Source organism: Vagococcus sp. CY53-2, assembly GCF_022604695.1.
Classification (GTDB): Bacteria; Bacillota; Bacilli; order Lactobacillales; family Vagococcaceae; genus Vagococcus.
Genome location: NZ_JALAHP010000008.1, coordinates 1 through 12718, shown reverse-complemented (window position 1 = coordinate 12718; position 12718 = coordinate 1). Strand labels below are relative to the sequence as shown.

General features: G+C 31.3%; 13 protein-coding genes. 9 read left to right on the top strand and 4 right to left on the bottom strand.

Annotated features, from left to right (window positions below; translation table 11 throughout):
• The first annotated feature begins 64 nt into the window (after nt 1–64).
• The 5 genes from MN581_RS09155 to MN581_RS09135 all read left to right on the top strand — a co-directional run bounded on the left by MN581_RS09155 (nt 65) and on the right by MN581_RS09135 (nt 3566).
• Nucleotides 65–1147, top strand: a complete 1083-nt coding sequence (locus MN581_RS09155; RefSeq protein WP_241699638.1) for a DUF916 and DUF3324 domain-containing protein — start codon at nt 65–67, stop codon at nt 1145–1147.
• Nucleotides 1148–1159: 12 nt separating this feature from the next.
• Complete coding sequence (locus tag MN581_RS09150) at nt 1160–1813, top strand: hypothetical protein (protein ID WP_241699637.1); 654 nt, start codon at nt 1160–1162, stop codon at nt 1811–1813.
• Nucleotides 1814–1831: 18 nt separating this feature from the next.
• The gene (gene lepB / locus MN581_RS09145; RefSeq protein ID WP_241699636.1) at nt 1832–2362 is read left to right on the top strand and encodes a signal peptidase I; all 531 of its coding nucleotides are present in this window, start codon (nt 1832–1834) and stop codon (nt 2360–2362) included.
• 120 nt (nt 2363–2482) lie between these two features.
• On the top strand, nt 2483–2932 hold the full coding sequence (locus tag MN581_RS09140) for a DUF3290 family protein (protein WP_241699635.1): 450 nt from the start codon (nt 2483–2485) through the stop codon (nt 2930–2932).
• Nucleotides 2933–2936: 4 nt separating this feature from the next.
• Complete coding sequence (locus MN581_RS09135) at nt 2937–3566, top strand: DUF421 domain-containing protein (RefSeq protein WP_117973773.1); 630 nt, start codon at nt 2937–2939, stop codon at nt 3564–3566.
• 34 nt (nt 3567–3600) lie between these two features.
• Here MN581_RS09135 and MN581_RS09130 read toward each other — a convergent pair whose 3' ends face one another.
• The 4 genes from MN581_RS09130 to MN581_RS09115 all read right to left on the bottom strand — a co-directional run bounded on the left by MN581_RS09130 (nt 3601) and on the right by MN581_RS09115 (nt 8920).
• On the bottom strand, nt 3601–5223 hold the full coding sequence (locus tag MN581_RS09130) for an ATP-binding cassette domain-containing protein (RefSeq protein ID WP_241699634.1): 1623 nt from the start codon (nt 5221–5223) through the stop codon (nt 3601–3603).
• Nucleotides 5224–5353: 130 nt separating this feature from the next.
• Complete coding sequence (locus tag MN581_RS09125) at nt 5354–6340, bottom strand: polyprenyl synthetase family protein (protein ID WP_117973776.1); 987 nt, start codon at nt 6338–6340, stop codon at nt 5354–5356.
• Nucleotides 6341–6351: 11 nt separating this feature from the next.
• Nucleotides 6352–6891, bottom strand: a complete 540-nt coding sequence (locus tag MN581_RS09120; RefSeq protein WP_117973778.1) for a Gx transporter family protein — start codon at nt 6889–6891, stop codon at nt 6352–6354.
• A gap of 115 nt (nt 6892–7006) precedes the next feature.
• A complete protein-coding gene (locus MN581_RS09115) occupies nt 7007–8920 on the bottom strand; it encodes an NAD(P)/FAD-dependent oxidoreductase (RefSeq protein WP_117973780.1) in 1914 nt (637 codons plus the stop codon).
• A gap of 297 nt (nt 8921–9217) precedes the next feature.
• On the opposite strand from MN581_RS09115, the gene MN581_RS09110 reads away from it, so the two are divergent.
• The 4 genes from MN581_RS09110 to MN581_RS09095 all read left to right on the top strand — a co-directional run.
• A complete protein-coding gene (locus tag MN581_RS09110) occupies nt 9218–9769 on the top strand; it encodes an FMN-binding protein (RefSeq protein WP_117973782.1) in 552 nt (183 codons plus the stop codon).
• Nucleotides 9770–9856: 87 nt separating this feature from the next.
• Nucleotides 9857–10951 (top strand): FAD:protein FMN transferase, encoded by a 1095-nt coding sequence (locus MN581_RS09105; protein WP_117973784.1) that lies wholly within the window; start codon nt 9857–9859, stop codon nt 10949–10951.
• 18 nt (nt 10952–10969) lie between these two features.
• Nucleotides 10970–11914 (top strand): 1,4-dihydroxy-2-naphthoate polyprenyltransferase, encoded by a 945-nt coding sequence (menA, locus tag MN581_RS09100; protein ID WP_241699633.1) that lies wholly within the window; start codon nt 10970–10972, stop codon nt 11912–11914.
• 464 nt (nt 11915–12378) lie between these two features.
• Nucleotides 12379–12718: hypothetical protein (locus MN581_RS09095; protein ID WP_241699632.1), on the top strand; the 340-nt coding region annotated here is incomplete at its 3' end.

Here is a 12718-nt window from a genome sequence, read left to right as displayed (position 1 = left end):
AGGTTGATATATTTTATCAACCTATTTTGTGTTAATAAAATACATTGATAGAAAGGTTATTTTTATGAAAAAAAATAAAATTAGCAGCATATGGTTATTATTTATTATTATTTTTTGTATTTTTGGTTTTGGTAAAACGATAAGTATCGCAGAAGATAATATAGGAACAGCTGGTTTTTCATTCAGTATTAATTATCCAGATAATCAACTATCAGATAAAGGTTATCTAGACCTCTTAATGAAACCTAATCAAAAGTCATCTTTTACTCTTAATTTAGTCAATCCTTCTTCTGAAGATGTTAATGTTGATATTAGCATTACAGGTGCAAAAACGAATAAAAATGGTGTGATTGAATACACGCCAAATGATATCAAAAACGATGATTCTTTAAAATTTCCATTTGAAAAAATTGTGACTGGTCCTAATCAAGTATTATTGAAACCTGGTGAAACAAAAGAAGTCAAATTCGATATAGTGATGCCAGATAGTGATTTTGACGGTCAAATAGTCGGTGGTATTTCTATGATACGAAGTACTAAAGATGATAAAAATGAAAAAGTGGAAGGAACGCAAATTAAAAATAGATATCGTTATGTAGCACCAGTGGTGTTACAGGTTAACAAAAACGAAGTTTTACCTAAATTAGAATTCCGTAATATTTACCCAGAACAGTTAAATGCAAAAAATACTATATTTATTAATTATTCTAACATTAGTGCGACTTTCTTCAATGATATGTCAGTAGAAGTTAGCATTTCGAAAAAAGGGAAGGATACTGTTTTATATCAAACAAGAAAAAATAATATGAGAATGGCTCCTAATTCATTAATTAACTTTCCTGTAAGCATGCAAGGAGAGAAGATGGAGCCAGGAAATTATACTGCTAATATTACGGTAAAAGGAGATAAAGGTATTATAGAGCATTGGAAAGAGGATTTTAAGATTTCAAAAGATGAAGCAGATAAATATAATGAACGAGATGTTGGTTTATACGAGGAACGAAAAATTAATTGGAAACTCATTATTATAATTACTTTATCAGTGATTCTCTTAGTTATTATTATTTATTTTATTTTAACAAAAATAAATAATAAAAAGAAATCTAGAAATTTATCACGTAAAAAAAATAAAAAAAAGAGTAAATAGGAGTATTGAATAATGAATATAATTGAAATATTGTTTATTTGTTTGATTTCTCTTTCTATTGTGTTTCTAGCTTTTTCATTACTTAATACAATAATTTACTTCATCAATAAAAAAAAGATATTATCTCTTAATAAAAAAAAGCGTCATAAAAAAAAATATCGAAAACAATTACGTCAATTATCAAAAAATCAAGCTCGTTATTTAAAAAGAGCGTTAGTTCTGTTTTTTATATCTGTTATCGTAATGAGTGGATACTTTTTGACTAAAAATTATGTTGAAAAACACTTATTTTCGAAAGATTTAGAAATAGTAATGTCGGGTTATTTTTTAGTAGATAATTATGAAAAAAGTGTAGCTCAAGCAAAAAAATCTGAAGGTAAAAAAGAAGAGGTAACTAAAAAGATAACTGATAACTCTAATCGAATGGCTTCTTACATGACTGAAACGCCTAGTGATATGTTATCTGTAGATGGTCAGCGATTATTAAATAAATATTATAAAAGTTTATCAGAAGTCGGAATGAATACAGTTCCCATTATACAACAACTTTATGGAAATGAAGAGTTATCAAATGAATGTATTCAAAATTTAAATATAGTCAAAGAAAATCAAAAAGCTGTTTTTAATTATTTTAATATTGATGAAAGTAGAATACATAAAAAATAAGTGTAAGGGTTGAAGTATATGATAAAAAAGTATATAACACGACTGTCTTATCGGCGTTTATTCCTATCTGTTTTGATTACTGTTATATCTTTACTATGCTTTTCTCAGTTATTTTATAGAGTTTCAATTGTATCGGATAATCGAATGGCTCCTACACTAAAAAAAAAAGATGTGGTATTAGTAAAAAAAAAGATGAGATTACAACGTTTTGATATAGTATTATGTCAAATAAATAGTCAGTTGATATTTTTACGTATAATAGGATTACCAGAAGAATTTATATCTTATTCTGATGATGTATTATATGTTAATGGTAGTTCACTTGAAGAACCTTTTCTTATTAATAAATCAGTTTATAAACATGATAATAATCAATTATATACTGATTCGTTTACGTTGAGTGCTTTTGGAGAGCTTAATAGTATACCTCGTGATGAGTATTTATTATTAGGTGACAATAGACCATATAGCAATGATAGTAGGTATTATGGTCTCATTCATCGTGACGACATTAAGGGGAAATTAGTCACTATTATTCATACTAAATAAAGATGAGACGATTTAAATGTTGCGATTTAAATCGTCTTTTATATATATATTACATGTGTTTATCAGTTAATAAAGATAGTATAATAAATATTATTATCATTAATTAGGGAGTTGGGCTAAATGGAGTTTTTTACCTATAATTATTTTGTTAATCAGTCTAGTAATAGCCATATTTATCAATATTTATTAGTTATATTAATTTTATTGATAGTACTATTGCTTATTTTAAGACGGTCTAAAAATAAAAGTCGATTAAAATATCGTGATTTAATTATTTTATTGTCTTTATTACTAGTTTTTTTAATTGGAATACAAACAAATGATTATCAAAAGGGGAAAGCTGAAAAAGGGAACTATTCTCAAATGTTATTCTTTTTAGATGCTGTTAGTAAAAAGAAATTAGTTGATCCTGAGACAATTAGTGTTAATTATAAGTATTTAAAAGATGAAATGGTATTAAAAATCAATAATAAATATTATCAAGTGAATTTTAATAGTGATTTTACGACATTTAAGTTAGAAGATACAGTATTAGTAAATGATGAATCAATAAAAGTAACGGGGAAGTGATGACATGAAGGAATATTTGGATATAGGAATAAAACTAGCTATTGGGATTATTACGTTAATTTTTCAAATGAATTTATTAGGAAAAGCTAATTTAGCACCAACCTCTCCTCTTGATCAATTACAGAACTTTGTTTTAGGGGGTATTATAGGTGGGATGATCTATAATGCACAAATATCAATCTTACAATATTTTTTAGTGTTGGTGATGTGGACATTTTTGGTGACGTTATTTAAGTACCTTAAGGAAAATGTCGCTCTTGTGAAGAAAATGATAGATGGTTATCCTACAACATTAATTAAAAATGGTAAAGTATTAGTTGATGAGTGTACAAAACATGGCATTTCTGCTACAGATTTAATGTTTAAACTAAGAACCTCTAATGTTTATGAAACACGTTCGGTAAAACGTGCAATCCAAGAACAGAATGGTCAGCTGACTATTATTTTATATGGCGAAGAAAATGTTAAATACCCTATAATTACGAATGGATACATTAATCAGGAGGTATTAGAAATGATTGAACGAGATGAATCTTGGTTATTTAATGAATTAAATAAACAAGAAGCTGAAGTTCAAAATGTTTACTTAGGTGAATGGGTGAATGGTGAGTTAATCCTTAGTTTATATGATTAAAAAAATGAGTTATGCAAAAGCATAACTCATTTTTTTATTTGAATATCTTTTTTAATTGTTCTTTCACAGTAGGATTTTCTAAAAACTCATCATACGTGGTCTCAGCACGATCAATTACTCCTTGATCAGAAACAGCAATGATACGATTTGCAGTTGTTTGGATAAATTGATGGTCATGAGAAGCAAATAAAATGGACCCACTAAAGGAAATTAAGCCATCATTTAGTGCTGTGATTGATTCTAAGTCCAAATGATTTGTAGGATCATCTAACACTAGTACATTTGATTTAGAAAGCATTAATTTAGAAAGCATACAACGTACTTTTTCTCCCCCAGATAACACATTAACAGGTTTTAATACGTCTTCACCTGAGAAAAGCATACGTCCTAAGAAACTGCGTAAAAATGTATTATCATTTTCTTCTTTTGACGCATATTGGCGTAACCAATCAACGATAGTCATATCATTGTTGAATTCTTCTGTTGTATCCTTAGGCAGGTAAGCTTGAGATGTTGTGACACCCCAACGAACAGAACCAGTATCTGGCTCCATTTCCCCCATAATAATTTTGAAAAGAACAGTCGTTGCGATATCATCTTTTGCAATAAAGGCTACTTTATCATCTTTTCTTAATGTGAATGAGATATTGTCTAGAATTTTCTTCCCATCAATTGTTTTTGACACATTTTCAACTTGCAATAAGTCATTGCCAATTTCACGTTCTGGATTAAATCCTACAAATGGGTAACGACGTGATGACGGTTGGATATCATCTAGTTCAATTTTATCTAACATTTTTTTACGAGAGGTCGCTTGTTTAGATTTAGAGGCATTGGCACTAAATCTTGCGATAAAGGCTTGTAATTCTTTGACTTTTTCTTCTTTTTTCGCATTTTGGTCAGCTTGAAGTCTAGCAGCTAACTGACTAGACTCTAACCAGAAATCATAGTTCCCAACGTATAGCTTAATTTTTCCGAAATCTAAATCAGCCATATGTGTACATACTTTATTTAGAAAGTGGCGGTCATGGGAAACCGTAATAACAGTATTGTCAAAGTTGATTAAAAATTCTTCTAACCATGCGATAGACTCTCTATCAAGACCATTTGTTGGCTCATCTAGTAGTAATACATCGGGTTGGCCAAATAAAGCTTGAGCAAGTAACACTTTCACTTTTTGTCCAGCTGTTAATTCTGACATTTTTAGATTATGTAAGTCTTCTGTAATATTTAATCCTTGGAGTAAGCTAGCAGCTTCAGGTTCAGCTTCCCAACCATTTAATTCCGCAAATTCCCCTTCAAGTTCAGCTGCTTTAATCCCATCTTCATCAGAAAAATCTTCTTTCATATAGATAGCATTTTTTTCTTGCATGACTTCATATAGACGTTTATGTCCCATAATAACAGTGTCTATAACCGTTTCATCTTCGTAGTCAAAATGATTTTGTTTAAGTGTTGCTAATCGTTCATCTGGTCCTAGTGCAACATAACCAGTTGATGGCTCAATTTCATTTGAAAGTATCTTTAAGAAAGTTGACTTTCCAGCACCGTTTGCACCAATTAATCCATAACAATTTCCTGGTGTGAATTTTATATTTACATCGTCGAATAGTTTTCTATCCGGGAATTGTAAACTTACATCTGAAACAGTAATCAAAATAAATCCCTCACTTTTTCGTTATTAGTGTTGTTGTAATGTCTATCGTATCTCCCCGATTATATCGGGTTTAAACACTTGGTGCAACCATATGAATAAAAAGAACCTTAATCTGTTGCTAGATTAAGGTTTAAAACGTTCGTTGTAAAATAGATTTCGTGATTTCGTAGATGGTTTCTTTGGTCTGTTGTTGATTATTTGGTAATGATTGGATAGTGGCTAGTGCTCTGTTAGTATAGTGAGAAGCTAAGTCATAGGCCTTCTCAACACCATGACATTCAATGACTAACTCATGGATCCGTTTTGCATCCTCTTGCGTCATGTTTTCTTTTTTACTTAATATTGGTTCAAAAAGAAGCGGGTGCTCAGCAATGCTACATATCAGAGGTAAGCTGTAAACACCTTGACGAACATCTTCTAAAACAGGCTTACCAAGTGTTTCTTCATTTTGTGAATAATCTAAAATATCATCCACAATTTGAAAGGCTAAACCGATGTCTTTACCAATTTCACGGCATTTATTTGACAGTTTTTTTCCACCACCGTTTTCATAACAACCGACAAAACAACTTAAGGCAAATAGTTCAGCTGTTTTACCTGTAATATTGGCCAAATAATCATCAATTGTGACATTCATATTATATCGTTCACTCATTTGTCCTAATTCACCAAGTAGTACTTTTTCCATACTAGTTGTATTGAGTTCAATACTTTTTAGAGAACTTTGATATTGAATTAATAATTTAAAACAAATAATAAAAAGGTAATCCCCAGAATAAACTGCAACATCCGTGCTAAAGGTTGAATTTATTGTTGCTGTGCCACGTCTTGTATCAGCTACGTCGACAATATCATCATGAATAAGAGTAGCCGTATGTAAGGTTTCTATTGCAGCAGATAGAGCGATGGTTTTCTTTTTATCTATTTTTGTACCAAATTCAGCAAATAATAGTAGATACGCAGGACGTAATAATTTACCGCCAGAATGAAAAATAGCTAATATAGCCTCTTCGACTTCTTTATTAGGTAGTGAGATAGAATCTGAAATGAGATTAAGTGTTTTTTGTAAATCTTTTTTTAAGGACGGATATGACGTCCACATAGCATGAGGTTCCATCAATAGTCTCCTTATTTTAGAGTGTGTTTATCATAAGCTAATTGAAATTCTTGAAGTGTTTTAACATGTAGCATTAAATAATTTGCAGCAATACCAATGGCAATTCCAGCTAAAATCCCAATCCATGACAGAATGGGGAGGTATAACATGACCGTCCATGATTTAGCAATCCAACTTGCCACAATTAATTGTCCTACATTATGTAAAAATCCACCACATGCACTAATCCCAATAGTGCTAATACGTTTTGGCCCTAGTTGTTTTAGGAAGATCATTCCAAAATAACTTAGAAAAGCACCGGCAGCACTATACATTAAAGTGGAAACTGTTCCTCCGAGTAGTGTGGTTAGAAATAGTCTTAAAACCACTAATGTGAAACTATCTTTCATAGGCATCGTAAAAATCGCAATGATGGTGATTAAATTAGCTAATCCTAATTTTGCTCCTGGAGCAAAGGCAAAAGGGAAGGGGATCATATTTTCAAGTAGTCCTATGATAACACCTTGAGCAACAAGTAACGCAATATAGATAATTTTTTTATTTTTGGACATGATTATTCTCCTATCATAGTGAGAATACTATCAATTTATTCATTGTGCAATACTTTGAATAAAAAGAAAGTTCTAGAAAATAATTTCTAGAACTTTCTTATGACGTATTTTAGGTTTATGATTTTTCTCCGTATCGAGATTTTACATCTCCATACCACCAATTACCTAATTTACGTTGGATCCATGGTATAACCCATTTGTCTAATCCAAAGGCACGTCCTGAACCATTCATTAAGGCGAATGCTACGAATAAGAACCAAATATTTACCCAGTAGAACATTCCTGATAAACAAAACATTATAACTAAAACAATAGTGGTTGCATTTGCTAACCAAGTAAATAATCCAACGATAATCGCAAGAGCTAGAGCCACTTCAAATAATGTCATAAATTTTTGCATAAATAAAGCAACTTCAGTATTTGGCATCATGAATTTCATAATAGAGCCAAACCAGTCAGGCATTGATTTAAAGACAAGCATTGGTTCTTCACCAAAGGCATAACTTAATCCAAACGTTGGATCAGCAGTAGCAGTAGTTGCAGCAGCATCAGCGGCTTGAGAAGCACCTGATGTTGCATCAGCCGGTTGTAACCATTCAAACGGAAACGCAACAGTGTTGGTGAACCATGAGCCATCACCAAACCACGTACTTGGTTGTAATACTTTACCATTACCAATGACTTTTTTCATGGCTTCAACTAACCAAACACATCCGTAGAATACGCGTAATGGAACAGACCATAACACATTACTATTACGTGACGTATGCCCTCTGAAAACATTTCGTTCATCTTTAATTCGGAAAAATTCATGCATAATATATTGGAACATATAATAGCCTGAGCGAATATCAAAGAAGTATCTTAAGTTAATAATATGTTTCATCAACATTGCAAAGAATCCACTTAAATGGAATTTATCAAAGACACATGCAACAGCATACTTAGAACCAATGGATACCATGAAGCCATCATATTTTCCTTTATAAGCTTGTTTTTCAGTGCCGTTGATAGTAGCTAAAATATTTTTTGCTGCACACAGACCTGTTTGTTCAGCAGCTTGAACGATTTGTGGTGTTGGACGGTTTTCTTTGTCAGATTCTTCAAAGTAAACTAAATCTCCAACCACATAAATTCCTTTATCTTCAAATCCTTTTGCTTGCATGTATTCGTTTGAAAGCAAACGATTAGCACGAGCAGCAGGCATATCAAATTTTTCAGCGTCACTGTTTGCCTTGACACCAGCAGTCCAAATTAATGTGTGTGTTGGAATTTTTTCACCAGATTTTAACACGATGTGATCGTGGTTTACTTCAACGATTGGCATATCTTTTAAGATGCTAACGCCTTTTTTTGTTAGATATTTTTCAGCTTTAGCCGCATCATTACGATCTAGCATGTTTAAAATCGTTGGTGCTGCTTCGACAACCATTAAGTTAATGTCTTCTGGTTTAATTTTGTTGTTTTTAGCTAATCTATCTTTCCAGTCGATTAATTCACCGACCATCTCGATACCGGTAAATCCAGAACCACAAACAACAAAATTCAACATGGCGTTACGTTTGGCTTCATCAGGTTCAACTGCCGCTAAAGCAACGGTACGCTCGATGTGTTCTCTGATTTTAATGGCATCATCCATTGACCATAATGTAAACCCGTGTTCTTTCACACCAGGTGTACCAAAGTCATTAGGTTCTCCCCCCATACCTAATACTAGGTAGTCAAAAGAATAAGAACCTTGTTGTGTTTTCACCACTTTTTTCTCTTTATCAATCGTTGTGACAGTATCTGTTACAATACTTACATTTTTACGTTTACAAAATAAGCGTTGTAGATCATATTGGATTGCTTCAGGTTCAACACGTCCTCCGGCAACCTCATGTAATTCTGTCATCATTGTTTGATAGGAATGACGATCAATCAATGTGATATGAGCATCTGGATTTTTTTTCAATTTTTTTGATAACATCTTTGTGGCAGCTATCCCAGAATAACCTGCTCCGACAACTACTATTTCAGTTTTTGTCATAAAATACTCTCCTTTATTTATGTAACATATTTTGTGAATTGTGTAGAACAATAGCAAATAATAATTACGTGAAAAACTTTACACAATTACTTACAATTATACAGTTTTTCAAAATAAAAGTCTAACAAATATTTGATTTTATTGAAAATAGAGGGAATTAAGAGTAAGATTAGAAAAATGTGAAAAATGTGAAAAAATGAATAAAGTTGTTAAATGGCATTGCTATTTAAGTTACTATGTTATAAAATGACAAGTGATTAGAAGTTCACAAAGAATATAAAAAGGCGGGTTATTCATATGAAAATTAAAAAATTAGTATCAGGTGTTACAATGTTAGCTTTAACAACAGTATTATTAGCAGCTTGTGGTGGGGATAAAAAAGATGATACAGCTGCTTCATCAAGTACAGAAGCATCAAGTTCAGTTGTAGCTAAAGATTCATCATCAACAGAAGAATCATCAATGACAATTGGTGAATTAAAAGATGGAGAATATAAATTAGAAGAAAAAAATTATAACAATGGTTACCGTGTTGTATTTACTATTGTGGTAAAAGATGGCAAAATTACTGAATCTAACTATGATAATGTAAATGAAGCAGGGAAATCAAAAGTTGACGATGCTGAATACAACAAAAAAATGGAAGAAGTGACAAAAACGTCACCAAAAAAATACATTCCTGAGTTAAACAAAGCATTATTAGAAAAACAAAACCCTTCAGATATTGATACAATTACTGGGGCAACTCACTCAACAGATAGTTTCAAAGAATATGCAAAACAGTTAATTGAAGCAGCTGAAAAAGGTGATACTAAAACAATTGAAATTGATAATCAAGTAGAAAAATAAGGTTGAGTTTTGTTAAAATAATGAGTGGCAAGCTATTAAGTTTGCCACTATTTTTATTTTTAATAACTTATGGTGAGGAAAATAGATATGAAAAGAAAATTAACTACGAGTATTTTATTCTTAGCATTGACCAGTCTCTTAGTGGCAGGTTGTTCAGATAAAAAAACAGAAAAAAGTACTGATACCAAACAAGAAAAACTCGTTAAAGAACCCTATTCTGAAAGACAATTTTTAATGGGAACTTATGTACAAGTAAAAATATATAACAAAGGTAAAGAAGATGTCTTAAAAAAAGCATTTGATCGCATTGGTGTATTAGATAGAGAAATTACGGTTAATGAAAAAGGATCAGAAGTGGATGACATCAATGAACAAGCTGGTATAAAACCAGTAAAGGTCAGCTCGGATGTGTATGAGTTGATTAAGTCAGCTTTAAATTATACAAAAGATTCTAATGGTGGGTTTGATTTAGCTATTGGGCCAATTACTCAACTTTGGCATATTGGATTTGATGATGCGAGAAAGCCAGAACAAAGTGAAATCAATCAAGAATTGAAAAAAGTTGATTATAAAAAGGTTATACTAAATGATAAAGAACAAACCGTTTATTTAGAAGAAAAAGGGATGAGCTTAGATTTAGGAGCCATTGCTAAAGGGTATATTACAGACGAAGTAGTCGATGTTTTAAAAGAAAATGGCGTGACAAGTGCTATTGTCGATTTAGGTGGCAATGTCTATGTGTTAGGTGATAACCCTAAAAGCGAATCTGGCAACTGGAAAGTCGGTATTCAAGATCCTAACGAAGCGAGAAATACCGTTGTCGGAACTGTTGAGGAAAAAAACAAATCACTTGTCACATCCGGAATTTATGAACGTTATTTAAAAGTTGGAGATGATGTATATCATCATTTGTTTAACTCAAAAACAGGTTATCCATTTGATAATGATATTGCAGGTGTGACGATTGTTTCAGATACTTCTATTGCAGGGGATGCTCTGTCAACAGCAGTTTTTTCTAAAGGTGTTAAAGAAGGAATGGACTATGTTGATAGTTTAGATGGAGTGGATGCCATCTTTATTACAAAAGAAGATGATATTTATATTAGCAAGGGATTACAAGGTAATTTCAAATTAAATGAAGACTCTCCTTATAAAGTAAAAGATATTAAAGAGTTGAAATAGATTTAAAAAAGGAGAGGGTTGTTTATGTCAATATTTTTTGAATTGGTGGAAATTCGCACAAAATTAGCGAGTGTTTTTCCTTATTTTATTGGATTGCTATTTTCTTTATACTATTTTGGTCAAGTTAATTGGTTTAATATGTGTTTGTTTTTTATCGGAATGTTTGTATTTGATATGGCAACAACGGCCATCAATAATTTAATGGATTATTTAAAAGCAAAAGATGATAGCTATCAACAATCAACTAATATTATCGGAAAAGCTGGGTTGGGAGTGTCAAAAGTTCGAAATATGATTATTGCGATGATTACTTTCTCAAGTATTATTGGGTTGTGGCTTGTAGTTCGGACTAGTTTGTTACTATTGCCTATGGGTGGACTATGTTTTTTGATTGGTATCTTTTACACCTTTGGACCAGTCCCGCTATCAAGAATGCCACTGGGAGAGCTATTTAGTGGTGTCACAATGGGATTTGGGATATTTTTTATCACATTGTATTTAAACATATATGATACAGGATTTTTATCACTTAATTTTGCTAATGGTCAGTTCATGTTATCAGGCAATATTAAGGAGTTAATCGTCAGTGTATGGGCATCTATTCCTATGATGTTTACTATAGCTAATATTATGCTAGCCAATAATTTATGTGATTTAGATCAAGATATTTTAAATCATCGTTACACATTGCCCTTTTATATAGGTAGAAAACAAGGTGTGTATCTGTTTGATTTGTTGATGTATGGTTGCTATATTTTGATTATACTAAGTGTTTTAGTTGGAATTTACCACTGGAGTATGTTAGTTGTGTTATTAACCTTTCCTATAATTAAAAAGAATGTGTCATTATTCAACCAAAAACAAGAAAAAGCAACCACTTTTTCTGTGGCAATCAAGAATTTAGTATTGTTTAATGGATCGCAGATGATTGGTTTACTGCTGGGGTTATTATTAAGAAAATAGATTAAAAGCATTTTATAGTGGTTTTACATGGAAGTAAAGCGATTATAAAATGCTTTTTTAGTCTGTAGACTTAAAATAAGTCTGTTATAGAAAAAATATCAAGAAATTAGTTGATGATTTTATAATCTATCAGTAATTTTGAATACTATTAGATTACTTAATAATATTTAAACTTAGTGTTATTAATCATGAATCTGTTGCTCTTTTTTTATATCACCATAAGATAATAAACAAATAATAAACAAATAATAAGCAAATAATAAGCAAATAATAAAACAATAATATACAATAAATAAATATAAAGCATAAAAAAACTGTTTTTATTTAATAAACTATCGTTTTTTATTTTAAAAAAGATAAAAAATAACTATAAATAACACAAAATATTGAACTTTAGTTATAAAGTGATATAATACTAGTGTATTATTATAATATATAAGAAAAAATTAGGAGAGATTAATCACATGAAAAAAGTTAAATTAACAACAGCAACATTAGCGTTACTAGCAGGGACCGCAATGGCTCCGATAATTACAAATGCTGTCACTGTTGATCCATCGGAACAAGCAGCTAAAAAAGATTGGAATACTGAATCTGCTAAGGAAGGAAAAGCTTCTGAAGCTGCAGGACAAGATGCATGGGAACAAGCAGCTAAAGAAGATGCAGCTAAAAAAGATTGGAATACTGAATCTGCTAAGGAAGGAAAAGCTTCTGAAGCTGCAGGACAAGATGCATGGGAACAAGCAGCTAAAGAAGATGCAGCTAAAAAAGATTGGAATACTGAATCTGCTAAGGAAGGAAAAG